The following is a 23,504-nucleotide window of genomic DNA, read 5'->3' as shown; positions in this document are numbered from 1 at the left end:
CTTCAGCTAACTCGCCTTGTCGTTCCGCCGCAACCGTCTTGGCCACAACGATCTTGACTGCACGTTATGTTATTTCATAACAGCTATGTTATCTCATAACACCGTCGGCCGAATTCAAGGGCCCTGAGAGGGATAGATGTCGCATAAGCTGCTCCTGCTGGCCGCCGTTGGCGCCGGCGCCCTGGTCGCCTCCTCGGCCTCGGCCCAGGCCGTCGCGTCCGGCGAAGTGTCCGAGGTGGTGGTCACCGCCCAGCGCCTGGACGCCGCCCGTTCGGCGATCGAGCCGGCGCTGGGGGCCACCAGCTACTCGATGCCCGAGGCCTTCATCACCAACCTGCCGGGCGGGGCCAACACCCAGCTGAACCAGGTGGTGCTGCAGGCGCCGGGCGTGGCGCAGGACAGCTTCGGCCAGCTGCACGTGCGCGGTGACCACGGCAACATCCAGTACCGCCTGAACAACGTCATCCTGCCCGAGGGCCTGGCGGTGTTCGGCCAGACCCTGTCGCCGCGGCTGGCCTCGAACATCCAGCTGGTGACCGGCGCCCTGCCGGCCCAGTACGGCCTGCGCACCGCCGGGATCATCAACATCACTACCAAGAGCGGCTTCCAGAACGGCGGCGTGGCCTCGGTCTACGGCGGCAGCCACGGCGTGATCACGCCGAGCGTCGAGTACGGTGGCTCCTGGGGCCAATCCAGCGCCTTCGGCTCGCTGAGCTACACCGGCACCGACGTGGGCATCGAAAGCCCTGACGGCCGGGCGACGCCGCTGCACGACCACTCCGACCAGTTCCAGGCGTTCGGCTACTTCGACCACATCATCGACGACTCCAGCCGGATCTCGCTGATCGCCGGGACCTCGCAGCAGACGTTCCAGATCCCCAACGTCGGCGGGCTGCAGCCGGACCTCGGCCTGAGCCTTCGCGGCCAGACCAACTTCGCCTCGGAGAACCTGAACCAGAACCAGCGCGAGGGGACGAGCTACGGCATCGTCACCTACCTGAAGACCGCCGACAAGTTCACCGGCCAGGCCTCGTTCTTCACGCGCTATTCGGAGCTGAGCTACCGGCCGGACGTGGCCGGCGAGCTCCTGTTCAACGGCATCGCCCAGGCCGCCAAGAAGACCGACCTGTCGATGGGGACCCAGCTCGAGGGGGTCTACAACCTCAACGACGCCCACACCCTGCGCGGCGGCCTGATCGTCTCCACCGACCGCACCACCAGCAACACCAATTCCCAGGTGTTCACGGTGGACGCCGGCGGCGCCCAGACCTCCGACATCCCGGTCACCATCGTCGACAACAGCAAGGCCACGGCCTGGACCTATTCGGCCTATCTGCAGGACGAGTGGAAGATCCTCGACAGCCTGACGCTGAACTACGGCCTCCGGTTCGACCAGCTGGCCGCCTTCCGTCGGGAGAACCAGCTGAGCCCGCGGGCGAACCTGGTCTGGACGCCGGCTGAAGGCCTGACGGTGCACGGCGGCTACGCCCGCTACTTCACGCCGCCGCCGTTCGAGCTGGTGGCCAGCGAGTCGGTGGCGAAGTTCGTCGGCACCACCGCCGAGGCGCCGGGCACGCAGAACGACACCCCCCGCTCGGAGCGCGACAACTATTTCGACCTGGGCGTGGAGCAGAAGATCGGCGGCCTGACGCTGGGCGTCGACGCCTATTACAAGAAGGCCAAGAACCTGATCGACGAGGGCCAGTTCGGCGCGCCGATCATCCTGACGCCGTTCAACTACGCCGAGGGCTACGCCAAGGGCGTGGAGTTCAGCGCCAGCTACGCCAAGGGGCCGCTGTCGACCTACGCCAACCTGGCGATCGCCCAGGCGAAGGGGAAGAACATCGTCTCCAGCCAGTTCAACTTCGATCCGGCGGACCTCGCCTATATCCAGAACCACTTCATCTACCTGGACCACGACCAGACCTACACGGTCTCGGCCGGCGCCTCGTACCGGTTCGAGACCGGCACGCGGGTCTCGACGGACGTGATCTATGGCTCCGGCCTGCGCCGCACCACCGGCGCCGTGCCGAACGGCGACACGATGCCGGCCTACACCCAGGTCAACTTCGGCGTGTCGCAGGAAGTCCAGGGCCTGCCCGGCGGTCCGCTGACCGTGCGCGCCGACGTGATCAACGCCTTCGACGAGAAATACGGCATCCGCGACGGCTCCGGCGTCGGCGTGGGCGCGCCGCAGTACGGCGCCCGGCGCGGGGTGTTCGTCGGCGTGAGCAAGGCTTTCTAGGCCGCAGTTGCTCCCCCCTTGGGGGGCTGTCGGCGAAGCCGACTGAGGGGGTCCTCCGGGGTCGACGCTGCTCCCCTCCACCGCTTCGCGGTCCCCCTCCCCCAGGGGGGAGGAACTTGGCAGCACCGGGTTGCTCCCCCTTGGGGGAGCCGTCGGCGAAGCCGACTGAGGGGGTCCTCCGGGGTCGGCGCCGACCCCCTCCCCAGGGGGGGAGGAACAACAAAAAAGCCCGCGGAGCGATCCGCGGGCTTTTCGGTGTTCGGGGTCCGAGGAGCCTCAGGCTTCTTCGGTCTCGCTGGCGGGCGGGGCGCCTTCGCCGCCGTCGAAGCTGCGCGGGGCGCGGCGGCGGCGGGGCTTGCGGGCCGGGGCCTCCTCGTCGCCGGCGTCGGGACGCGGCGCGGTGGAGGTCTGCAGGAAGGCCGGGGCGTGGCTTTCGCCGCCCTCGGAATCGCGCAGCACGGGCGAGGGGCGTTGTTCGGGGGTCACCAGCGGCTGGGCCTGGGGCTCGACCACCGCCAGCGGATCACGCTCGGCGCGGTCCTGCCGGTCGGCGCGCTGCGGGCGGTCCTCACGCGGGGCGCGATCCTCACGGGGACGCTCGTCACGGGGACGCTCGTCGCGCGGACGGTCGTCACGTTGGCCGCCGTCACGTTGTGCGCCGTCACGGGGCCGGTCGTCGCGGTCGCGCCAGCGGTCGCGGCGGCCGCCCTGGCCGCCTTCGCGCGGCGCGCCGTCGCGGGATTCGAAGCGGTCGCCGCGGGGCCGGTCGTCGCGGCCGCGGTCGTCGCGTTGACCGTCACGTGGGCGGTCGTCGCGGGGGCGATCATCGCGCGGGCGATCGTCACGGGGGCGGTCGTCGCGCTGACGCTCGCCCTGGCCCTGCCAGCGGGCTTCGCCGTCGGGCTGGTCGCCGGCTTCGGCGGCGGCCTCGTCGGCGGCTTCGGCCTGGGCCTGGACGCCCTCGTCCTCGAAGTCGATGTCGAAGCCGGAGGAGAAGTGGTCGCGGCCGAGGATCTCGCTGGCCGGACGCTGCGGCTGCATGGCGCGCAGCAGGCGGAAATAGTGCTCGGCGTGCTGCAGGTAGTTCTCGGCCAGCACCCGGTCGCCGGCCGCGCCGGCGTCACGCGCCAGCTGCTGGTACTTCTCGAAGACGTGCTGGGCGTTGCCGCGCACTTTCACGCCCTCGGGCCCGTTGGAGTCGAACGCCCGGTTGGCGTTCTGCTGCTGCGGCTTGCCGCCACCGCCGCCGCCACTTCCGCCGCCACCGCCGCGATTGCGGCCGCGCTGACGCTTCATGCCTTTGAAATCTCTCATTATTCGATAACCGTTCGGCTCTTCCTTGAGCGGACCTTGGGTCAGGTCGCGGTGCGCTAGCGTTCAGCGGGTTCGGGAGACTGGCCCGGCTGGATTGTTGAAGACGCTAAGTGTTCCCAGTCTTCCGCCCGGAAGCTCTTCAGCGAGAGGCCTTTATGTGAAGCGTCGCGCCGGCCGGCTCTGGCGGGCGTCCTTATGGGGCGCGTCTACCTGAAGCCGGCGAATTGGGTGGAGACAGGGACTGATGTAACGACTCAAGGGCGCGTTTCCAAGGGGTTTTTCGAACCCGCGACAACCCGGTCCCGATCGCCCAGGTCGCGGATGGTCTGGACGTCGCGGGCGCCGGCCTGCCGGAACAGGGCCTCGACGGCGTCCTTCTGGTCGTAGCCGATCTCCACGGCGAAGCGGCCACCGGGCTTCAGCACCCGCAGGATCTGCGGCGCGAGCGCCCGATAGGCGTCGAGGCCGTCGGCCCCGCCCTCCAGCGCCAGGCGGGGCTCGTGGTCGCGGACCTCCGGCTCCAGCTCCTCGATCACGTGGCTGGCGATGTAGGGCGGATTGGAGACCACCAGGTCGAAGGTGGCGTCGCCCAGGCCGGCGGCCCAGTCGCCGCGCAGCAGGGCGACGCGGCCGGCGAGGCCGAGGTTGGCGGCGTTCTCGCGCGCCACCGCCAGCGCCTCCTCGGAGACGTCCACGCCCAGGCCCCGGGCCGCCGGCCGGTCGGCCAGCAGCGCCAGCAGGATCGCGCCGGAGCCGACGCCGAGATCGAGGATCGACCAGGCGGCCTGCTCCGGGAAGTCGCGCAGCGCGAACTCCACCACGGTCTCGGTGTCGGGCCGGGGCGTCAGCACGTCGGGGGTGACCGACAGCATGATCTTCCAGAAGCCCTTGCGGCCGAGGATGTGGCTGACCGGTTCGCGGCGTTCGCGGCGGGCCAGATAGTCCTCCAGCGTCGCCTCCTGCGCCGGCGTCAGGGCGCGGTGCGGATCGGTGACGATGTCGACGCGGGTGGCCTCGGCCGCCGCCTCCACCAGCAGGCGCGCGTCGATCACCGGGCCGGCCAGCCCCGCCGCCTGCAGGCGCTGCTTGGCGCCCGTCCAGGCCTTCACCAGCGTCAGGCCCATTCGGCGTCCTCCTCGGGGGTCGGCGTCACCGCCGGCGCGGTGCAGGCGTCGCCGCGGCTGATCCGGCCGGCGGCGGTGATGTGCAGGTAGAGGCCACAGTTCATGTGGCCGAAATTGTCGAACAGGGCGCGGGTGACATCCAGGTCGCGCATGGCGGTCAGCGGGTCCACATGGGTCGCCGCGCAGCGCACGATCGGCTTGAACACCCGGGCCTGCGCCCAGCCCAGCATCAACGCCCGGCCGGTCCAGTCCTGCTCCGCCCAGGCCGGCCAGCCGTCCACATAGAGGTTGGCGCGGAACCTCAGGGGGTCGAGCTCGACGCCCATCCGCCGGCCGAGATCGCGGACGCTGGCCAGGTTGACCACCGAGACCTGGCCCTGCGGATGGTCGGTGAAGCGGTGGGCGGCGGGCGCCTCGACCACCTTCAGCGGCCCCCGCAGCTCGTCGCCGAGCAGCGTCGTCAGCCAGGCGGCCAGGCCGTCGCGGCCTTCGGCGGTGTCCAGGGCGCCGGCGAAGCTCGGCAGGCCCTCGGCGGCCGCATGCAGGACGCCAGACGCCTCGTCGTAGCGGGTGCGGGCGGCGGCCACCCGCGGCAGGCTGGCGAGCACGGTGAACTTCTGCTTGGGAATGAACACCGGCGCGGCCGGATCGAAGCCGCTGGGGCCGTTCTCCACCGCCCACAGCCGGTCGAAGGGAAAGCCCTCGCGGGGCGCCAGGTCGACGTGGGTCAGCGGCTCGGGCGTGAAGCCCTTCACCGGATGGCGGAAGATGGCGCTGACGTGGCCGGTCATGGATGGCGTCTAGCGGCTGATGCCGGTGGGGGACAAGCGCCGCAGGGTCGCGCCTCCATATCGACCTTGGGATGGGTCCCCCGGATCAGCCTTCGGCCGACCGGAGGATGACAAGGGGAGGGACCTCAGGCGAACTCGTCTTCCAGGGCCGACAGGCGCGCGGCCTGGTCCTCGGCGATCAGCGGTTCGATGACGTCGTCGAGCGCCTCGCCCTCGAGGATCTTCGGCAGGTTGTAGAGGGTCAGGTTGATGCGGTGGTCGGTGACCCGGCCTTGCGGGAAGTTGTAGGTGCGGATGCGCTCGGAGCGGTCGCCGGAGCCGACCTGGCTCTTGCGGGCGCTGGAGCGGGCGCTGTCGAGGGCCTCGCGCTGCTGGTCGTAGAGCTTGACCTTCAGGGCCTTCATGGCGCGGGCGCGGTTCTGGTGCTGCGACTTCTCCGAGGAGGTCACCACGATGCCGGTGGGCAGGTGGGTGATGCGCACGGCGGAGTCGGTCTTGTTGACGTGCTGGCCGCCGGCGCCGGACGAGCGGTAGGTGTCGATGCGCAGGTCCTGGTCGCGGATGTCGATCTCCACGTCTTCGGGCTCGGGCAGGACGGCGACGGTGGCGGCGGAGGTGTGGATGCGCCCCTGGGCCTCGGTGGCCGGCACCCGCTGGACGCGGTGGACGCCGCTCTCGAACTTGAGCCGGCCGAACACGCCGTCGCCGGTGACCGCGGCGATGATCTCCTTGTAGCCGCCCATCTCGCCCTCGGAGAGGCTGTCGATCTCCACCTGCCAGCCGCGCAGGGCGGCGTAGCGCTGGTACATGCGGAACAGGTCGCCGGCGAACAGGGCGGCCTCGTCGCCGCCGGTGCCGGCGCGGACTTCGAGGATCGCCGAGGCGTTCTCGTCGCGGTCCTTGGGCGCCAGCAGCAGCGCGACTTCGCGCTCCAGGTTCGGCAGCCGGTCCTTCAGGGCGTCCAGCTCGTCGCGGGCCAGCGCGGCCATCTCCGGATCGCCCGCCGCCATCTCCTCGAGCTCGGGCAGTTCGGCGCGGGCGCGCTCCAGGGTCTGGACGGCGTCGGCCACCGGCCGCAGCTCGGCGTGCTCCTTGGACAGGCGCACGATCTCGGCGCCGTCGCTGGCGGCGCCCATGCGCGCCTCGATCTCGCGGAAGCGTTCGAGCACCTGGTCGAGCCTGGCCTGGGGAAGTCGCAACTTGGGTCTACCGGCAGATGAAGGGAGCTTCCTCTAGCGCCCCGGGACGCGGATGCCAAACGTCCGCAGCCGGTAGAAAAACTAAGGCCCTGCCCGTCGCCGGGCAGGGCCTTTTTTCGTGCGCGCCGATCGGGCGCGAATTTTCCGTCGCGTCAGACGCGGACGCCGCTCAGCGGGGCGTTGCCGAAGGCGCCGAGCTTGACGTTGCCGGTCATCTTGTCGCCGTCGACCTTGGCCTCGAACTCCAGCGTCATCGGCATCGGGCTGGTGATGTCGCTGCTCCAGGTGAGGGTGTCGCCGGCGACCTTGCCGGTGATCTCCTGGGAGCCCATGCGGCCCTCGGTCTTGCCGGTGAAGGAGTCGCCGCTGGTCGTGATGTTGGCCGTCACTTCCTGCGCGCCCATCGGCGTGTTGATGGTGATCTTCCAGTTGCCGTCCGCGGACATGTGTCCCTCCCGTGATGTCGGCCGCCACCTAAGCCCGGAAGCCCGGCCTGCGCAACAGTGACGCAGGCGTCAGGTTCGGGGTCCGCAGCCCTATTCGGCGGCCGCCAGCGTGGCTGTGATCTTCTCGGCTTCGATCTGCGCGGCGCGGGCTTCGACCAGCTCGACGATGTGGTCGACCATCCGCTCGTTGTCCATCTTGTGGTCGGGCTTGCCGGCCATGTAGACCATGCCCGCGCCCTTGCCGCCGCCGGTGAAGCCCAGGTCGGTCATCAGCGCCTCGCCCGGACCGTTCACCACGCAGCCGATGATCGACAGGCTGAGCGGCGTGGCGATGTGGGCCAGCCGCTCTTCCAGCGCCTCGACGGTCTTGATGACGTTGAAACCCTGCCGGGCGCAGGAGGGGCAGGCGATGATGTTCACGCCGCGGTGGCGCAGGCCCAGCGACTTCAGCATGTCGAAGCCGACCTTGACCTCCTCGACCGGGTCGGCCGCCAGGCTGACGCGGATGGTGTCGCCGATCCCGGCCCACAGCAGGGCCCCCATGCCGATCGAGGACTTCACGGTGCCGGTGCGCGCGGCGCCGGCCTCGGTGACGCCGATGTGCAGCGGGCAGTCGATGGCCTCGGCCAGCAGCTGGTAGGCGGCCACGGTCATGAACAGGTCCGAGGCCTTCACGCTGATCTTGAAGTCGTGGAAGTCGTGGTCCTGCAGGATGCGGGCGTGGCCGAGCGCGCTCTCGACCATCGCGTCCGGGCAGGGCTCGCCGTACTTCTCCAGCAGGTGCGGCTCCAGCGAGCCGGCGTTGACGCCGATCCGCATCGAGCAGCCGTGGTCGCGGGCCGCCTGGATCACGTCGCGCACCCGGTCGGGGCGGCCGATGTTGCCGGGGTTGATCCGCAGGCAGGCCGCGCCGGCCTGGGCCGCCTCGATGCCGCGCTTGTAGTGGAAGTGGATGTCGGCCACGAGCGGGACCTTCGAGGCCTTGGCGATGGTCCGGAAGGCGGCGGTGGAGTCCTCGTCGGGGCAGGAGACGCGGACGATGTCGGCGCCGGCCTCCTCCAGCTGGCGGATCTGGTCGATGGTGGCCGCGGCGTCCGCGGTCAGGGTGTTGGTCATCGACTGGACGGTGATCGGGGCGTCGCCGCCCACCTCCACGGAGCCCACGCGGATCTTGCGCGACGGGCGGCGCTGGATGGCGCGCCAGGGGCGCACGTGGGTGTGGTCTTGGGCGGTCATGACAGCAGGAAAATAGGCGGTTTCAGGCGAAACCCCAAGCTCGGCCGCGACGACGGCGGCTCAGCCGCCGGCCAGCGCGCTCACCGAGGTCTGGGCCGAGGGCAGCACGCCCTTGGACTGGCCGCCGACGAAGACCTGGAAGGCGTTCGGCGTCGAGACGTCGAAGGTCAGGCCGCCGATCTGCGGGGCGCGGTAGGCTTCGCCGGCGGCGAGCTGGCGGGCGAAATAGACCGAGCCGTCGGCGCCGCGGACGATCATCGACGCCGACTTGAGCGCCTGGACGGTGACGGCCGAGGTCTGGCTGGGCGGGGCCCCGAAGATCGCCCCCTTGGCCTGGAAGACCGGGGTCAGGGTCTCGTCGGCCGGAGCCTCGGTCAGGTGGTCGAGCACCTTGGGGCGACCGTCCAGGGTGATCTTGCCGTCCGCGCCGGTGGCGGCCTCGGCGAGGCCGGGCGTCTCGTAGGGCGGCGGGGTGGTGGATTCCACCGGCGCCGGCAGCGGCGCGCCCAGCGAGACCGGGCCGGCCTTGGCGGCGGCCAGGGCGTGGGCGGCGGCGACCTGCGGGGCGGTGGGCGACGGCGGGGCGCTCTCGGTCATCGCCCGCTGGGCGATGTTCCAGAGCACGATGGCGGCGATGATCACGCAGCCGCCGGCGATGATGGCGGTGAGCCGCGGGTCACGGTCCTCCTGGACGCCCAACGGTTCGTGCAGGGGCTCGTCGAGCACCGGCTCGTCGGCCTTGAAGCGCTCGACCGCGACCTCGGCGTCGAGGCCCAGGGCCGAAGCGTAGGCGCGGATGTAGCCGATGGTGAAGGGCCGCGACGGCAGCAGCTCCAGCCGCAGCTCCTCGATGGCCGCCAGGTAGGCGCGGCGCACGCGGGTGATCTCGGCGAGGTCTTCCAGGGTCAGGCCGCGGGATTCCCGGACGGCGCGCAGGGCCTGGCCAATATCGGCGCCGGAATGGAGCGTCGGCGCGTAGGATTCATTGGACGCGTTCAGATCAGGGGCGCGGCCGTCTTCGGCGCGCCGATGGAGATCAGTAATGCCACCAGTATCAAGCGGCATGGCCACTCTCACCCTTGAGCCTGCGCCGTGCGGAGATCGCTACGGCTGCGCTAGATCCGGAGATTTGCAGATATTTTAGAGGTTAATCCTTCGTAACACGCGCCTCGGTGGTATTCAATGCGGTATTGGGTCACGCACCGTCCGCATCTCCTCAGACGGCCAAGTAGATTTTACGCGCCAGGGTTTCAATTTCGTTGCGAACGGAACCGGCCCCCTGTTTCAGCAGCGCCGACACGCCGCGCCGGGCAGCCTCGCGGTCGCAGGAAAGCACCATCTGCTTCACCGGCCCGACCCCGGCCGGCGGCATCGACAGCCGTTCGAAGCCCAGGGCGACCAGGGCGAAGGCCTCCAACGGCCGCCCGGCCATCTCGCCGCAGACGCTGACCGGGGTGCCGGTCTCGGCGCAGGCGCGCTGGATGGTTTCCAGCGCCCGCAGGGCCGGCGGCGACAGCGGATCGTAGCGCTCCGACACCCGCGGGTTCCCGCGGTCGGCGGCGAACAGGTACTGCATCAGGTCGTTGGTGCCGACCGAGACGAAGTCGGTCATCGGCAGCAGGGCGTCCAGGTGCCAGATCAGCGACGGCGCCTCGATCATCGCGCCGACGTCCAGGCGCGAGGGCGCCTTGCGGCCGCGGCGCTGGGCCCAGGCGATCTCCACGTCGACCAGGGCGCGGGCGGCGCGGAATTCGTCGACGCTGGCGACCAGCGGGAACATCACCCGCAACTCCCGGCCGCGGGCCGCGGCGATCAGGGCGCGCAGCTGCAGCCGCAGCAGGGCGGGGCGGTCGAGGCCCATGCGGATGGCGCGCCAGCCGAGCGCCGGATTGTCCTCCCGCTCGGCCTCCAGGTAGGGCAGCACCTTGTCGCCGCCGAGGTCGAGGGTGCGGAAGGTGACCGGCAGGTCGCCGGCGGCGTCCATCACCCGGCCATAGAGGGCGGTCTGGGCGTTGAAGCGCGGCATCTCCTCGGCGACCATGAACTGGAACTCGGTGCGGAACAGGCCGATGCCCTCCGCCCCGGTCTCCGCCAGGATGTCGAGGTCGACGTCGAGGCCGGCGTTCATCAGCAGGGTGATCTTCGCGCCGTCGCGGGTGAAGGCCGGGGTGTCGCGCAGCTTGGCGAACTCGGCGCGGCGCTGGGCGCGGACGTCGATGCGGGCCTGGATGGCCTTCACCACGTCGGCGCGCGGCCGCAGGTAGGCCTCGCCGGTTTCCGCGTCGACGATCACCGGGTCGCCTTCCGACACCCGGTCGCGCAGGCCCGAGAGCCGGCCGACGCAGGGGATGTCGAGGGCGCGGGCGACGATGCCGGCGTGGCTGGCCGCCGAGCCTTCCTCCAGCAGGATGCCGCGCAGGCGGGTGCGGTCGTATTCCAGGATGTCGGCGGGCCCGAGGTTGCGGGCGATCAGGATGGCGTTCTCGGGCAGGTCGCGGGCCACGTGGCCGTCGCCGCTCAGGTGGCGCAGCAGGCGGTCGTTGAGGTCCTCCAGGTCGTGCAGGCGTTCGCGCAGGTAGGGGTCGCGGGCCTGGCCCAGGCGGGCGCGGTGCTCGGAGCGGACCCGCTCGACCGAGGCCTCGGCGGTGAGGCCGTTGCGCACCGCGTCCTCCAGCGACCGGTTCCAGCCGCGGTCGTGGGCGAACATGCGGTAGGTCTCGAGCACCTCGTATGAGGCCTCGACCAGGCCGTGCTGGCCCTCCAGCATGGTGTCGATCTGGGCCTGCAGGGCGGTGACGGCGGTCTTCAGCCGCGCCTCCTCGGCGACCACGTCCTCCGACAGCAGCTGCGAGGGCGCGACCGGGCGCTCGTGCAGCACCACGACGCCATAGGCCAGGCCGTCGGCGAACTTGGAGCCCTTCAGCCGCTCGGGGCGGTGCGGGGCGATCTCGACGCCCTTCAGCTCCTCCTCGGTGATCAGCTCGCCGCCGGCCACCATCTCGGCCAGCACCATGGCGACGATCTGCAGGTCCTCGACCTCGTCCTCGGTGTAGCCGCGCTCGGTGCGGTTCTGGACCACCAGCACGCCGATGGCCCGGCCGCCGCGCAGCAGGGGGACGCCGAGGAAGGCGTGGTAAGGGTCTTCGCCGGTCTCCGGCCGGTAGGAGAAGGCCGGGTGCTCGGGGGCGTCGGACAGGTTGAGCGGCCGGCCCAGGCGCATGATCTCGCCGACCAGGCCTTCGCTCGGCTTCATGCGGGTGACGTGGACGGCCTTCGGATCGAGGCCTTCGGTGGCGAACAGCTCCATCTCGCCGCCGGAGCGGCGCATGTAGAGCGAGCAGACCTCGGCGACCATCGAGCGGGCGATGATGCGCACGACCATGTCGAGGCGCTGCTGGGCGGGACCGCCGCCGGCCAGCGCCTCGCGGATCTGCCGCAGCAGGCTCCGCTGTCCCCTGATCGCCACGCCCGAAATCGGCATCTGCCGGCGTTTGCTCCCGTCCCTGAGGCGGCCTTACGCCACCTCGTGTTTCCATCGTTGGACTATTTTCGCCGCCGTACGGCCCCCGCCATCGGCGCTAGAATAGTCCCGCCGCTCCCTAACAGCTTTATCTTTACGAACGCAGACGGAAAGGGGGTGCTTGCGTCGATTGGCGCGCCCTTGTCCTGCGCCGCATATGGCGGGCCGCTCCCGCCGCCGCTAGGATCGGCCAGGTGACCGAGGCGCAAGAAAACCAGGCGCTGTTCGTCCCGCCCGCGGTGACCCCGCCGGAGGCGCCGCTGCCCTATTTCCGGGCGCTCTGGACGCTGATGGACAATCCCATCGAGGCCTGGCCGCGGGCGGTCTACGAGCAGCCGTTCTTCGCCCGCGAGAACAACGGCCAGCGGTTCCTCTACGCCACCGATCCGGCCATGCTGAAGGACATCCTGCTGGACAAGGTCGAGGCCTTTCCGAAGGACTGGATGTTCGAGCGGGTGACCAAGCCCGCGCTGGGCGAGGGGCTGCTGACCGCCCGCGGCGCGCACTGGCGCTGGCAGCGGCGGGCCGCCGCCCCCGCCTTTCGCCCGGAGCCGATCGCGGCGATGACGCCGACCATGGTCAAGGCGGCGGAAAGCGCGCTGGCCCGCTGGCGGGAGAGGGGCGACGGGGCGCGGCTCGACATCGCCACCGAGATGACCGCCATCACCTTCGACGTGATCCTGGAGACCATGCTGTCGGGCGGCGAGGGGATCGACGTGCGCGCCGCCACCCAGAAGATCACCGACTACCTGGAGACGCTGGGCCGGGTGACGCCCGCCGACCTCATGCAGTGGCCGCTGTGGACCCGGGTGGCGCTGGCCCCGCGCGGCTCGCGGGCGCTGGTCTACCTGAAGGCCATGGTCGACCGGATGATCGCGCGAAGGCGCCGCGAGGCGGCGCGCGGCGACCTCGTCGACCTGCTGATGGCGGCGGAGGACCCGGAGAGCGGCCGGCGGATGGACGACGGCCTGCTGCGCGACAACCTGCTGACCTTCATCGGCGCCGGCCACGAGACGACGGCGCTGGCCCTGACCTGGTCGCTCTACCTGGTGGGCCGGCACGCCCCGACTGCGGCGCGGCTGCGCGAGGAGGTGGCGGCGGTGGCCGGCGAGGCGACGATCACGCCGGAGCACGTGGAGCGGCTGACCTTCACCCGCACCGTCGTGCAGGAGGCCATGCGGCTCTATCCCTCGCTGCCGATCATGAGCCGGATGTGCGGGACCGACACCGTGGCCGGCGGCCACCCGGTCAAGGCCGGGACCTTCATCTTCATCCCGATCTACGCCCTGCACCGGCACCGGCGGCTGTGGCGCGACCCCGACGCCTTCGACCCCTCGCGGTTCGGGCCGGAGGAGAGCGCCGAGCGGCCGCGGTTCGCCTACCTGCCGTTCGGCGGCGGGCCGCGGGTCTGCATCGGCCAGGGGTTCGCGATGATGGAGGCGGTGGCGGTGCTGGCGACCCTGGTCCGCGGCGCGGTGCTGGAACCGGACCCCGGCCATCGGATCCGGCCGCTGGTGCGGGTCTCCATGCGGCCGCAGGGCGGCATGCCGATGACCCTGCGCCTGCCGCGCGCTTGAGGTTTCCCGGACCCGGACGCACAAGCCTCAGTCGATGAAGAGCGACATAGGGATGGGTCGCCCGGACGAGCCGGGTGATGACGAGCCGGGTGATGACGGGCGCGTGGAAGCTCCGCCGGCCGCCGGCTGGGCCGACCTGCTGGCCGACGGGCGGCTGCCGCGGTTTGCGCTGATCTGCCTGGGGGTCTGGCTGAACGCCGCTGACAGCCTGGTGACGGCGACCATCATGCCGAGCGTCGGCGCGGAGCTCGGCGGCTACGGCTATTTCAGCTGGGCGACCGCCGGTTTCCTGGTCGGCGCGATCCTGGCGGGGGCCAGCGCCGGGCGGCTGTCGCAGCTGATCGGCCTGGGCTCGGCGACCGCGCTGGCGGGCCTCGTCACCGTGGTGGGCTGCGTGATGAGCGCGGCCGCGCCGGACGTGGGGATTTTCCTGGCCGGGCGGCTGGTCCAGGGCCTGGGCTCGGGCTGGATCTCCGGCTTCGCCATGGTGGCCATCGCGCTCTTGTTCCCCGAGCGGCACCTGGCGCGGGTGTTCGCCGCCGTATCCGGGGTCTGGGGCGTGGCGACCCTGCTCGGCCCGCTGGTGGGCGGGCTGTTCGCGCAGGGCGGCGACTGGCGGGGCGTGTTTTGGCTGTTCGCGGCCCAGGCCCTGGCGTTCAGCGCCGCCGCGCCGTTCCTGCTGACCGGCTCGACGAAGACCGCCGGCGGGCCGGGCGTCCCCTGGCTGCAACTCGGGGTGCTGGGGCTGGGCGTCAGCGCCATCGCGGTGGCCGACATCACCCATGGGGCGGTCCTGTCGCTCGGCCTGGCGGCGGTCGGGCTGGCGGTGCTGGTGCTGGTGCTGCGGATCGACGACCGCGCCCGCGTGCGCCTGCTGCCGCACAAGGCCGGCGACCTCGCCACCATCTGCGGCTCCGGCTATGCGGCGATGTTCGCGCTCACCGCCGCCTCGATGGGGTTCGCCATCTACGGGCCGCCGATCCTGCAGAAGCTCGCCGGCCTGTCGCCGCTGTGGGCCGGCTACGCCATCGGCGCGGAGTCGCTGGCCTGGACCGTGGCGGCGCTGGCGGTGGCGGGCGCCTCGGGGGTCTGGGACGCCCGCTGGGTGCGGATCGGCGCGCTGAGCGTGCCGGTGAGCCTGGTGATCCTGGCGTGGGCGATGCCCAGCGTGTCGCTGGTCTGGGTGCTGGTGGGCGGAGCCCTGCTGGGCGCGGCGTTCGGCTGGTCGTGGAGCTTCATGAGCCGCCGGCTGATGGCCGCCTTGTCCGACGAGGACCGGGCGATCGGCTCCTCGGCGATCACCGCGGTGCGCCAGACCGGCGCCGCGGCCGGCGCGGCGATCTCCGGCGCGGCGGCCAACCTGGCGGGCTTCTCGGCGGGCCTGACGGTCGAGAGCGCGCGGACCGCGGCGGTCTGGGTGTTCGCCGCCGTCCTGCCGCTGGCGCTCGCCGGCGCCTGGGCCGCCTTCCGGATGACCGGCCGGGCGGAGGTCGCGCGGGCCTAGAGCTGGTCCAAACCATACGCCGCGTGCAGGGCGCGCACGGCGAGCTCGGTGTAGGCGGCGTCGATCAGCACGCTGATCTTGATCTCCGAGGTGGAGATCACCTGGATGTTGACGCCCTTTTCGGCCAGCGCGCTGAACATCGACTTGGCGACGCCGGTGTGGCTGCGCATGCCGACCCCGATCACCGAGACCTTGGCCACGTCCTCGTTCACCGCCACGTCGTCGAAGCCGATCTCGGCCTGGGCGGCGCGGACGATCTCCACGGCGCGGGCGGCGTCGCGCTTGCCGACGGTGAACTCCATGTTCGCCGTGTCCTGGGTGCGGGCATGGCTCTGGACGATCATGTCCACGTTGACGTTGGCGTCGGCCAGCCGGCCGAAGATCACCGACGACACGCCCGGATGGTCGGGCAGGCCGAAGAGGCTGATCTTCGCCTCGTCGCGGCTGTAGGCCACGCCGCTCACGATCCGCTTCTCCATGATTTCCTCCTCGTCGCAGACGATGGTGCCCTGGCCTGGGGCTTCGCCCGGCTCGACGAAACTTGAAAGGACCCGCACCGGCACCTTTTGCGCCATGGCGAGCTCGACCGAACGGGTCTGCAGCACCTTGGCCCCCAGCGAGGCCATTTCCAGCATCTCTTCGTAGGAGATCTTGGACAGCCGCCGGGCCTTGGATTCGATACGCGGGTCGGTGGTGTAGACGCCGTCGACGTCGGTGTAGATGTCGCAGCGGATGGCCTTCAGCGCCGCGGCGATGGCCACCGCGCTGGTGTCGGAGCCGCCGCGGCCGAGGGTGGCGATGCGGCCGTCCCGGGTGACCCCTTGGAAGCCGGCGATCACCGCCACCTGGCCGCCGTCCATGGCGGCGGCGAGCTTCTCCGGCTCGATGTCGTCGATGCGCGAGCGGCCATGGGCGTCGTCGGCGATGATCGGGATCTGCCAGCCCATCCAGGACTTGGCGTCGATCCCCATGTTGCGCAGCGTCATCGACAGCAGGCCGGCGGTCACCTGCTCGCCGGAGGCCACCACCACGTCGTATTCGTCGTCGGAGGGGGCGATGCCTTGTGCGGCCTGGCCGGCGCCGTCGGTCCAGGCGACCAGCTCATTGGTCTTGCCGGCCATGGCGGAGACCACCACGGCGACCTTGTGGCCCGCCTCGACCTCGGCGTTCACCAGCCGGGCGACGCGACGGATGCGTTCCAGGTCGGCCACCGAGGTGCCGCCGAATTTCATCACCAGCCGGGACATGGGTCTTACTGAGGGACTCTGTTGCTGCGCCCCCGAAGGGCGCTGCCTTCTAGCGGCGCTATCCGCACCCCGCAACGGCCTCTCCGCTTCGCGCGGCGGCCCCGGGGGGTTATGAGAGGGCATGACTTCCCAAGCTCACGCCCGATCGAGCATCGATCCTGCAGAGGTCGAGCGCTTCTCGCGCATCGCCGCCGAATGGTGGGACCCGAAGGGCAAGTTCGCGCCTTTGCACAGGTTCAATCCGGTGCGGCTCGGCTTCATCCGCGACCAGGTCCTCCACCACTACCAGCGCGACCCGACGGCGCGCAGGCCGTTCGAGGGCCTGCGGCTGCTCGACATCGGCTGCGGCGGCGGCCTCCTGTCGGAGCCGATGAGCCGGCTCGGCTTCGAGACCATGGGCGTCGACGCCTCGGCGCGGAACATCGGCACCGCCGCGGCCCACGCCGCCGAGCAGGGCCTGGTCATCGACTACCGCTGCTCCACCGCCGAGGACCTGCTGGCGGCCGGCGAAGGGGCGTTCGACGTGATCCTCAACATGGAGGTGATCGAGCACGTGGCCGACCCGGGCGACTACCTGCGCAGCTGCGCCCAGCTGCTGAAGCCCGGCGGGTTGATGATCGTCGCCACCCTGAACCGGACGCTGAAGGCGTTCGCGCTCGCCAAGGTCGGGGCCGAGTACGTGCTGCGCTGGCTGCCGGCCGGCACCCACGACTGGCGGAAGTTCCTGAAGCCCGAGGAGCTGCGCGGCTTTCTGGCGGGCGCGCCGGTCGCCGTCGACGGCCCGTTCGGGGTGGCGTTCGATCCCTTGTCCGGCCGCTGGTCCCAGTCCGGGGACGCCGACGTCAACTACATGATGACCGTGGTGCGCAACGCAGCGTAAAGGACAGGCGCGGGGGCGTGTGAGAGGTGAGTGGATGGCTTCGCTACGCGTGCTCGGTCATGCCTTCCGGGCCTGGCGGCGGAATCTGAAGTGGGCGAAGCACGAGCCTGAGACGCCCTACCTGGCCGACCTGCTTTCCGGGGCCCCGGTCTGCCTGCATGTGGGCGCCAGCGACGGGCGCCACTCCTACGTCATGACCCAGGTGGCGCCCCGGGCGCTGATCTACGCCTTCGAGCCGTCGGCCTTCACCTTCGAGGTGCTGAACCTCTGCATCCGCTGGCACGGCATCGCCGACCGGGTGACGCCGGTCCACGCCGCGGTCTCCGACCGCGCCGGCGAGATGCTGCTGGTGACGCCCAAGAAGCTCTCCGGGCGCATGGGCCTGTCCTACGCCTACGTGGCCGACACCGCGCCCAACGGCCCGGCGCGGCCGGACCTCGAGGACCAGGGTTCGGCATTGCAGCCGACGCCGGTGGTGACCCTGGACGGCTTCTGCGCCGAGCGGGGGATCGGCAAGGTCGACTTCATCCGCATGGACATCGAGGGCGCGGAGCAGCGGGCGCTCACCGGCGCGGGCGGCATCCTCGACCGCGACCGGCCGCACGTATTGCTGGAGATTCACCCGGCCATGCTCGCCGGCCGGTTCGGCGGCTCGGCCGAGGCGGTGGTGAAGCTGTTCCGCGACCGCGGCTACCGGATGTTCGCGCTGAACGGCGACCGGCTGGAGGAGCGGACCACGCCGGTGCTCGACCTGCCGTGGAAGGACTACTTCTTCATCCACCCCGCCCGCGCCTCCAAGCTTCCCGACGGCGTCTTCAAGGCGCGGATGGCGGCGTAACCGCGGTTCTCCGAGGGGCTGAATCCGCGCCTCCGGACGGGTGAAAACGCGAATTCCGTGACCGGCTGAGCACGGCGGCGAAAGAACCTGCCGGCTGACGCGATACAAGCCGAACCAAAGCCTTGAAACGGGCGTTTGGGGCTCCAGGTGACGTTGGTGACCTGGGAGACTGCGAAGGTGTCGCGTAAACGGCCGAAGGGCGTGCTTGCCATGGGCTGGGCCTGCTTCGAGAGCGCCGCGAAGGGGCGCACCGAGCACGCCCCGACCTCCGCCGACTATCCGGAGACCGTGGTGCGCCGAACCAGCTTCACGGCCGGCGGCGGGCACGGCTGGCGGCTGTCGGCCCTGGAGACCCCGCGCGACAAGCCGGCCCCGTGGAAGATCGTCGTGATCACCGGCGCCCCGTCCTGGGCCGAGTACTGGGCCGAGACCATGGCCGAGCTGCCGCAGAACCGCGAGATGATCGTCGTCGACCGGCCGGGCTATGCGGCCTCCGAGCCGACGCACCACGTCCCCGACATCCGCGTGCAGGCCGAGGCGCTCGGTCCGTTGCTGAAGACAGCGCCGGGCCAGAAGCTGCTGCTGGTCGGCCAGAGCTACGGCGCGGCGATCGCCGCGATCATGGCGGCCGAGCATGCGGGCAAGGTGGCGGGCCTGGTGCTGCTGTCCGGCTTCTTCGGCGAGACCGGGCCGACGTCGCGCTGGCTGATCGACGTGGGGACCAGGGCGCTGAAGATGATCCCGCGCGACCTGCGTCACGCGGTGCTGGAGGCGTCCAACCAGCGGCCGCAGCTGGTGCACGCCCGGCGCGCGCTGATGAGCGTCAACATCCCGGTCCACATGATCCACGGCGAAAAGGACGACTTCGCGCCGATCGAGGTCGCCGAGCGGCTGGCCCGCGAGACGCCGACCCGCCGGCCGATCCGCTTCGTGCGCACGCCGGGGGCCAACCACTTCCTGAACGACGGCCCGGCCGAGCAGCTGCTCTCGGCCCTGGAAACCTGCATCCCGCCGAAGAAGGCCTGGACCTTCCGCCTGCCCAAGCTGCCGCACCTTGGCTGGACGCGCCTCACGACGCCGATGGCCGAAGCCGCCTGAGCGCTCAGCGCTGCAAGAGGCCGGTGGCCGCCGCGAAGCCGATCACCACCAGCCACGGCGGCAGCCGGGCCACCGCCAGGAAGACGAAGGCCGCCGCCACCAGCGCCCAGTCGGTGGGCCGCTCCACCGCGCTGCTCAGAACAGGGTTCCACAGCGCCGCGGCCAGCAGGCCGACCACCACGGCGTTGACGCCGGCCAGGGCGCCGCGCGCGCCGGCCTGGCCCTTCAACCGGTCCCAGAACGGCAGCACGCCCACCACCAGCAGCAGGCTCGGCAGGAAGATCGCCACCAACGCCACCAGGCCGCCGAACCAGCCCCCCCGCGCCACCTGCTGCGCCGCCCCGACGAAGCCTGCGAAGCTGAACAGCGGCCCGGGCAGGGCCTGCACCGCGCCGTAGCCGGCCAGGAAGACGTCGCGGCTCAGCCAGCCGCGGCCGACGATCTCGGTCTGCAGCAGCGGCAGGACCACATGGCCGCCGCCGAACACCAAGGCGCCGGTGCGGTAGAAGACGCTGGCCAGGCCCAAGGTCGGGCTCTGCAGCGCCTGGGCCAGGAACGGCAGGCCGGCCAGCAACAGCGCGAACACCACCAGGGCGGCGAGGGCGGGGCCTGTGCGGCGTCCCTGGGTGGCCGGATCGTCGGGCGTGTCCGGGCCGGGCTCGCGCAGCAGGGCCAGGCCGAACAGGGCGCCGGCGACGAGCGCGAAGATCTGCGCCATGGGCCCGCTGGTGAGGACCAGGCCCACGGTCGCGCCGATCGCCATGCCGGCGCGGATCGGGCCCGCCGCCAGGGTGCGCGCCATGGCGATCAGCGCCTGGGCCACCACGGCGGCGGCGGCGATCTTCAGGCCGTGGATGAAGCCTGAGCCCCAGTCTTCGGTGAGCCTGGGCGCCAGGTAGCCGAGCGCGATCATCGCGGCGCCGGCCGGCAGGGTGAAGCCCAGCCAGGCGGCCAGCGCCCCGGCGAGGCCGGCGCGCCGCAGGCCGATGGCCATGCCCAGTTGGCTGGAGGCGGGGCCCGGCAGGAACTGCGAGAGCGCCAGGAGGTCGGCGAAGGCGGCTTCGGACAGCCAGCCGCGGCGCTCGACGAACTCGCGGCGGAAATAGCCCAGGTGGGCGACCGGGCCGCCGAAGGCGGTCAGCCCCTGGCGCAGGAAGACGAGAAACACCTCCAACGCGGAGCTGGCTTTCGGCTGCGGGTCGTCCATCGGGCCTCCGGCGGAGCGCTGATCCTGTCATGCGGAACCGGCTTCGGCCTGTCGACCGGTTTTCCGCAAAACCGCTTGGCCGTCCCATCTGAACGGCGATAAGACATGTGACGAAGGCCTGGGCCGCACCCGGGCTTCGAGGCAAAAGGCCCCGACGTCGAGCGGGCGCCGTTGGGGAGATCGCCATGAAGGCCGCCGTGCTGCGCGAAGTGGGCAAGCCGCTTCAGATCGAGCAAGTCCAGATCAACAAGCCGGGGCCGCACGAGGTGCTGATCCGCACCGCCGCCGCCGGTCTCTGCCACTCCGACCTGCACTTCATGCAAGGCTCCTATCCCCACCCGTTGCCGGCCGTGCTCGGCCACGAGAGCGCCGGCGTGGTGGAGATGGTCGGCTCCGAGGTCCGCACGGTGAAGCCGGGCGACCACGTGATCACCTGCCTGTCGGCGTTCTGCGGCCACTGCGAATTCTGCCTCACCGGCCACATGAGCCTGTGCGTCTCGCCCGACACCAAGCGCGGCAAGGACGAGGAGCCGCGGCTGACCGCCCCGAACGGGCCGATGATGCAGTTCCTGAACCTGTCGTCCTTCGCCGAGCAGATGCTGATCCACGAGCACGCCTGCGTGGCGATCCGCCCGGACATGCCGCTCGACCGCGCCGCCCTGATCGGCTGCTCGGTGACCACCGGCGTGGGCGCGGCGATCCACACCTCCAACGTCCGCCCCGGCGAGACCGTGGCGGTGATCGGCTGCGGCGGCGTCGGCCTGTCGGCGATCAACGGCGCGGCGATCGCCGGCGCCAGCCGGATCATCGCCATCGACATGGTCGCCTCCAAGGGCAACCTGGCCATGGAGTTCGGGGCCACCGACTTCATCGACGCCTCCCAGACCGACGCGGTCAAGGAAGTGATCGAGATGACCAAGGGCGGCGTGCACCACGCGTTCGAGGCCATCGGCATGGCCAAGACCGCCGAGCAGGCCTTCAACATGCTGCGCCGCGGCGGCACCGCCAACATCATCGGCATGATCCCGGTCGGTCAGATGGTCAGCGTGATGGGCGCGGCGTTCCTGGGCGAGAAGAAGCTGCAGGGCTCGCTGATGGGCTCCAACCGCTTCCCGGTCGACATGCCGCGGTTCGTCGACTTCTACATGTCGGGCAAGCTGAAGCTCGACCAGATGATCTCCCAGCGCATCAAGCTGGAGCAGGTCAACGAAGGCTTCGAGGACATGAAGCGCGGCGAGCTGGCCCGCTCGGTCATCGTCTTCGACGCCTGACGCTGCGGGAGTTCCTCCCCTTCGGGGGAGGTGGCGCGAAGCGCCGGAGGGGGTCAGCGCCGACCTCCCCCCTCAGTCAGCTTCGCTGACAGCTCCCCCGGCGGGGGAGCAACTTCGTCACGCTCAGCGGCTCAGCGAGCCGCTGTCCGCCATGGCCAGCGCCCGCGGCTGCGGCGCGCCGTCCTTCAGCAGGCCGTCGATGCGGGCCTTCTGGGCCTTGAACTGGGAGAGCTCGCCGCCGGCCAGGACGGTGCCCTGCGGCACCTTGGCGCCGACCGGGTTCACCCGCTGGCCGTTCTTCCAGATCTCGTAGTGCAGGTGCGGCCCGGTCGCGAGGCCCGTGGCGCCAACATAGGCCACCAGCTGTCCCTGGCGGACGTGCATGCCGGGCCTGATCCCCGCGGCGTAGCGGGAGATGTGGCCGTAGCCGGTGTCCCAGCCGCCGGTGTGGCGGATGCGCAGCCAGTTGCCGTAGCCGCCCCAGCGGCGCGCCTCCAGCACCACGCCGTCGCCGGCCGCCAGGATCGGCGTGCCGGTCCCGGCGCCGAAGTCGATGCCTTGGTGGGCGCGGGTGTAGCCCAGCACCGGATGCTTGCGCAGGCCGAACAGCGAGGTGATCCGGGCGCCGTCGACCGGGGTGCGTAGCAGGAAGCCTTTGATGTTCTTACCGAACTCGTCGAAGTACTCGGCCTCGCCGTGGCCGCGCTCGAAGCGGTAGAACTTCACGCCGTGCAGCTCGGCGTATTCCAGGTCGCCGGTCTCCACGGTGCGGCCGCTCTCGGTGACCTTGCGGTCGAACACCAGCTTGAACGCGTCGCCCGGCTGGATGTCGCGCTGGAAGTCGAGCTTGTGGGAGAACAGCTTGACCACCTGGGCGGTGATGGTGGGCGTGGCGCCGAGCTTGGCGGCGCTTTCGAACAGCGAGCCCTGGATCTGGCCGTTGGTGGCGACGGTGTCGTCGCGGATCTTCTCGTCCAGCTCGCGCAGGCGCAGCGCGCCGTCGAAGGTGCGCGACAGGGTGATGGCGCTGGCCGGGCCGGTGCGCAGCGCCAGGCCGATCAGCCGGGCCGGGGCCATGGCGGCGTTCGGAGCGGCGGCGTTCGGACGGGCGATGGCGGCGTCGAAGGCCATGCCGGCCTTGATGTGCACGGTGTCCATGGCCTGGGCGAGGGTGGCGACAGCCTGCCGGGCCTCCTCCGGGGCGATGCCGGCGCGCTGCACGGCGGCTTCGAAGGTCTCGCCGGGCTGGATCTTCAGCGCCACGTTCTGCGGGCGGGCGAAGCCGGGCCGGGCTTCGGACTGGGTGAAGGCGGCGTGCTGCAGGGCGGCGACGGCGGCCGGCGACAGCGGCGGCGGGGCGGCAGGCCTGGAGGCGGTGACGTCGCCAGCCTTCCAGACCACCAGGGCGGCGAGCAGGACGCCGCCGCAGAGCAGGGCCTGGGGCGCGAGGCGCGCGGCCTGGGCGCGCGCGGTCAGAGGTTGCGGCTCGAGGTCTTGCATCACGCCCCCATACTTGCCGACGCACGGTTAAGGCATCGCCACGGCAGAGTCAGATTTCCAGCGCCTCCCCAGGCGAAACAACCATGACTGCAAACGACCTGGGCTACGCTTGGTCGTTTTGTCACGCTTCAGAGCAGGCCCAGGACCAGTTCGGGCGGCCGGCACAGCGCCGCGCCCTTCGGGGTCACGACGATGGGGCGATTCACCAGTACCGGCGCGACGATCATGGCGGCGATCAGGGCCTCGTCGGAAGCGTTGGGGTCGGTTAATCCCAGTTCGTCGGCGTTCGTTCCGCGCACCCGCAGGATGTCGTGCGCCGACTGGCCCATGCGCTGCAGCAGGTCTTGCAGCTGATCGCGGGTCCAGCCCTCCTTGAGGTACTCGACGACCCGGGGCTCAAGCCCCTTCTCGCGGAGCAGGGCCAGGGTGTTGCGCGAGGTCCCGCAGGCGGGGTTGTGATAGATGACGACGTCGCTCATGCGCCGGGCTTAGCCAAAACCGCGCCGA

Annotated in this window: 19 protein-coding genes; 7 read left to right on the top strand and 12 right to left on the bottom strand. The window is 71.0% G+C overall.

From position 1 onward, the window contains the following. Positions 1-136: 136 nt before the first annotated feature. Positions 137-2,245, top strand: coding sequence for a TonB-dependent receptor (locus DJ021_RS02150; RefSeq protein WP_111455977.1), 2,109 nt, complete (start codon positions 137-139; stop codon positions 2,243-2,245). Positions 2,246-2,521: 276 nt separating this feature from the next. Here the strand turns inward: DJ021_RS02150 and DJ021_RS02145 are convergent, their stop codons facing one another. From DJ021_RS02145 to ptsP, 8 genes are all read right to left on the bottom strand, one after another. Beyond that, complete coding sequence (locus tag DJ021_RS02145; RefSeq protein ID WP_424443723.1) at positions 2,522-3,541, bottom strand: DUF4167 domain-containing protein; 1,020 nt, start codon at positions 3,539-3,541, stop codon at positions 2,522-2,524. 272 nt (positions 3,542-3,813) lie between these two features. Further along, positions 3,814-4,683, bottom strand: coding sequence for a peptide chain release factor N(5)-glutamine methyltransferase (gene prmC / locus DJ021_RS02140; protein WP_111455975.1), 870 nt, complete (start codon positions 4,681-4,683; stop codon positions 3,814-3,816). Further along, complete coding sequence (locus DJ021_RS02135; RefSeq protein ID WP_111455974.1) at positions 4,674-5,474, bottom strand: MOSC domain-containing protein; 801 nt, start codon at positions 5,472-5,474, stop codon at positions 4,674-4,676. The genes prmC and DJ021_RS02135 overlap by 10 nt, the downstream gene beginning before the upstream one ends. 125 nt (positions 5,475-5,599) lie before the next feature. Beyond that, on the bottom strand, positions 5,600-6,673 hold the full coding sequence (gene prfA, locus DJ021_RS02130; protein ID WP_111455973.1) for a peptide chain release factor 1: 1,074 nt from the start codon (positions 6,671-6,673) through the stop codon (positions 5,600-5,602). 152 nt (positions 6,674-6,825) lie between these two features. After that, positions 6,826-7,119, bottom strand: coding sequence for a hypothetical protein (locus tag DJ021_RS02125; RefSeq protein WP_111455972.1), 294 nt, complete (start codon positions 7,117-7,119; stop codon positions 6,826-6,828). A gap of 90 nt (positions 7,120-7,209) precedes the next feature. Beyond that, positions 7,210-8,355 (bottom strand): flavodoxin-dependent (E)-4-hydroxy-3-methylbut-2-enyl-diphosphate synthase, encoded by a 1,146-nt coding sequence (gene ispG / locus DJ021_RS02120; RefSeq protein ID WP_111455971.1) that lies wholly within the window; start codon positions 8,353-8,355, stop codon positions 7,210-7,212. A 60-nt stretch (positions 8,356-8,415) separates the two neighbouring features. Continuing rightward, entirely contained in the window at positions 8,416-9,420 is a 1,005-nt protein-coding gene (locus DJ021_RS02115) for a helix-turn-helix domain-containing protein (protein ID WP_111455970.1), read from the bottom strand. A 151-nt stretch (positions 9,421-9,571) separates the two neighbouring features. Beyond that, positions 9,572-11,836 (bottom strand): phosphoenolpyruvate--protein phosphotransferase, encoded by a 2,265-nt coding sequence (gene ptsP, locus DJ021_RS02110; protein ID WP_111455969.1) that lies wholly within the window; start codon positions 11,834-11,836, stop codon positions 9,572-9,574. A 233-nt stretch (positions 11,837-12,069) separates the two neighbouring features. Here ptsP and DJ021_RS02105 point away from each other — a divergent pair, with 233 nt between their 5' ends. Beyond that, positions 12,070-13,452, top strand: a complete 1,383-nt coding sequence (locus DJ021_RS02105) for a cytochrome P450 (RefSeq protein WP_111455968.1) — start codon at positions 12,070-12,072, stop codon at positions 13,450-13,452. A 103-nt stretch (positions 13,453-13,555) separates the two neighbouring features. Then, complete coding sequence (locus DJ021_RS02100; protein WP_243625882.1) at positions 13,556-14,956, top strand: MFS transporter; 1,401 nt, start codon at positions 13,556-13,558, stop codon at positions 14,954-14,956. Here DJ021_RS02100 and DJ021_RS02095 read toward each other — a convergent pair. Further along, positions 14,953-16,203 carry an aspartate kinase gene (locus tag DJ021_RS02095; RefSeq protein ID WP_111455966.1) on the bottom strand — a complete coding sequence of 417 codons (1,251 nt, stop codon included), beginning with the start codon at positions 16,201-16,203 and terminating at the stop codon, positions 14,953-14,955. The genes DJ021_RS02100 and DJ021_RS02095 overlap by 4 nt on opposite strands. 121 nt (positions 16,204-16,324) lie before the next feature. Between DJ021_RS02095 and ubiG the strand changes: the two genes are divergently transcribed. The 3 genes from ubiG (at position 16,325) to DJ021_RS02080 (ending at position 19,019) form a co-directional block, all read left to right on the top strand. After that, positions 16,325-17,083, top strand: a complete 759-nt coding sequence (gene ubiG / locus DJ021_RS02090; protein WP_111455965.1) for a bifunctional 2-polyprenyl-6-hydroxyphenol methylase/3-demethylubiquinol 3-O-methyltransferase UbiG — start codon at positions 16,325-16,327, stop codon at positions 17,081-17,083. A 34-nt stretch (positions 17,084-17,117) separates the two neighbouring features. Next, positions 17,118-17,921, top strand: coding sequence for an FkbM family methyltransferase (locus DJ021_RS02085; RefSeq protein ID WP_111455964.1), 804 nt, complete (start codon positions 17,118-17,120; stop codon positions 17,919-17,921). 177 nt (positions 17,922-18,098) lie between these two features. Further along, positions 18,099-19,019 (top strand): alpha/beta fold hydrolase, encoded by a 921-nt coding sequence (locus DJ021_RS02080; protein WP_133254918.1) that lies wholly within the window; start codon positions 18,099-18,101, stop codon positions 19,017-19,019. Between the two features lie 4 nt (positions 19,020-19,023). Here the strand turns inward: DJ021_RS02080 and chrA are convergent, their stop codons facing one another. Further along, positions 19,024-20,226 carry a chromate efflux transporter gene (gene chrA / locus DJ021_RS02075; RefSeq protein WP_111455962.1) on the bottom strand — a complete coding sequence of 401 codons (1,203 nt, stop codon included), beginning with the start codon at positions 20,224-20,226 and terminating at the stop codon, positions 19,024-19,026. Between the two features lie 185 nt (positions 20,227-20,411). Between chrA and DJ021_RS02070 the strand changes: the two genes are divergently transcribed. Next, positions 20,412-21,497, top strand: coding sequence for a Zn-dependent alcohol dehydrogenase (locus tag DJ021_RS02070; RefSeq protein ID WP_111455961.1), 1,086 nt, complete (start codon positions 20,412-20,414; stop codon positions 21,495-21,497). Positions 21,498-21,620: 123 nt separating this feature from the next. Here the strand turns inward: DJ021_RS02070 and DJ021_RS02065 are convergent, their stop codons facing one another. Further along, positions 21,621-22,997, bottom strand: a complete 1,377-nt coding sequence (locus DJ021_RS02065) for a M23 family metallopeptidase (protein ID WP_111455960.1) — start codon at positions 22,995-22,997, stop codon at positions 21,621-21,623. 128 nt (positions 22,998-23,125) lie between these two features. Then, positions 23,126-23,476, bottom strand: a complete 351-nt coding sequence (gene arsC, locus DJ021_RS02060) for an arsenate reductase (glutaredoxin) (protein ID WP_111455959.1) — start codon at positions 23,474-23,476, stop codon at positions 23,126-23,128. Positions 23,477-23,504: the final 28 nt, after the last annotated feature.

The organism is Phenylobacterium hankyongense, from assembly GCF_003254505.1.
In the GTDB taxonomy this organism is placed as follows: Bacteria; Pseudomonadota; Alphaproteobacteria; order Caulobacterales; family Caulobacteraceae; genus Phenylobacterium; species Phenylobacterium hankyongense.
Note: the sequence above shows the minus strand (reverse complement) of the source record. Positions and strands in the feature narration are given on the sequence as shown.

Bases quoted from the DNA above. Each gene is read 5' to 3' on its own strand.
- DJ021_RS02150 (WP_111455977.1), top strand. From the start codon at position 137: ATGTCGCATAAGCTGCTCCTGCTGGCCGCCGTTGGCGCCGGCGCCCTG.
- DJ021_RS02145 (WP_424443723.1), bottom strand. From the start codon at position 3,541: ATGAAGCGTCAGCGCGGCCGCAATCGCGGCGGTGGCGGCGGAAGTGGC.
- prmC (WP_111455975.1), bottom strand. From the start codon at position 4,683: ATGGGCCTGACGCTGGTGAAGGCCTGGACGGGCGCCAAGCAGCGCCTG.
- DJ021_RS02135 (WP_111455974.1), bottom strand. From the start codon at position 5,474: ATGACCGGCCACGTCAGCGCCATCTTCCGCCATCCGGTGAAGGGCTTC.
- DJ021_RS02125 (WP_111455972.1), bottom strand. From the start codon at position 7,119: ATGTCCGCGGACGGCAACTGGAAGATCACCATCAACACGCCGATGGGC.
- ispG (WP_111455971.1), bottom strand. From the start codon at position 8,355: ATGACCGCCCAAGACCACACCCACGTGCGCCCCTGGCGCGCCATCCAG.
- DJ021_RS02115 (WP_111455970.1), bottom strand. From the start codon at position 9,420: ATGCCGCTTGATACTGGTGGCATTACTGATCTCCATCGGCGCGCCGAA.
- ptsP (WP_111455969.1), bottom strand. From the start codon at position 11,836: ATGCCGATTTCGGGCGTGGCGATCAGGGGACAGCGGAGCCTGCTGCGG.
- DJ021_RS02095 (WP_111455966.1), bottom strand. From the start codon at position 16,203: ATGTCCCGGCTGGTGATGAAATTCGGCGGCACCTCGGTGGCCGACCTG.
- ubiG (WP_111455965.1), top strand. From the start codon at position 16,325: ATGACTTCCCAAGCTCACGCCCGATCGAGCATCGATCCTGCAGAGGTC.
- DJ021_RS02085 (WP_111455964.1), top strand. From the start codon at position 17,118: ATGGCTTCGCTACGCGTGCTCGGTCATGCCTTCCGGGCCTGGCGGCGG.
- chrA (WP_111455962.1), bottom strand. From the start codon at position 20,226: ATGGACGACCCGCAGCCGAAAGCCAGCTCCGCGTTGGAGGTGTTTCTC.
- DJ021_RS02070 (WP_111455961.1), top strand. From the start codon at position 20,412: ATGAAGGCCGCCGTGCTGCGCGAAGTGGGCAAGCCGCTTCAGATCGAG.
- DJ021_RS02065 (WP_111455960.1), bottom strand. From the start codon at position 22,997: ATGCAAGACCTCGAGCCGCAACCTCTGACCGCGCGCGCCCAGGCCGCG.
- arsC (WP_111455959.1), bottom strand. From the start codon at position 23,476: ATGAGCGACGTCGTCATCTATCACAACCCCGCCTGCGGGACCTCGCGC.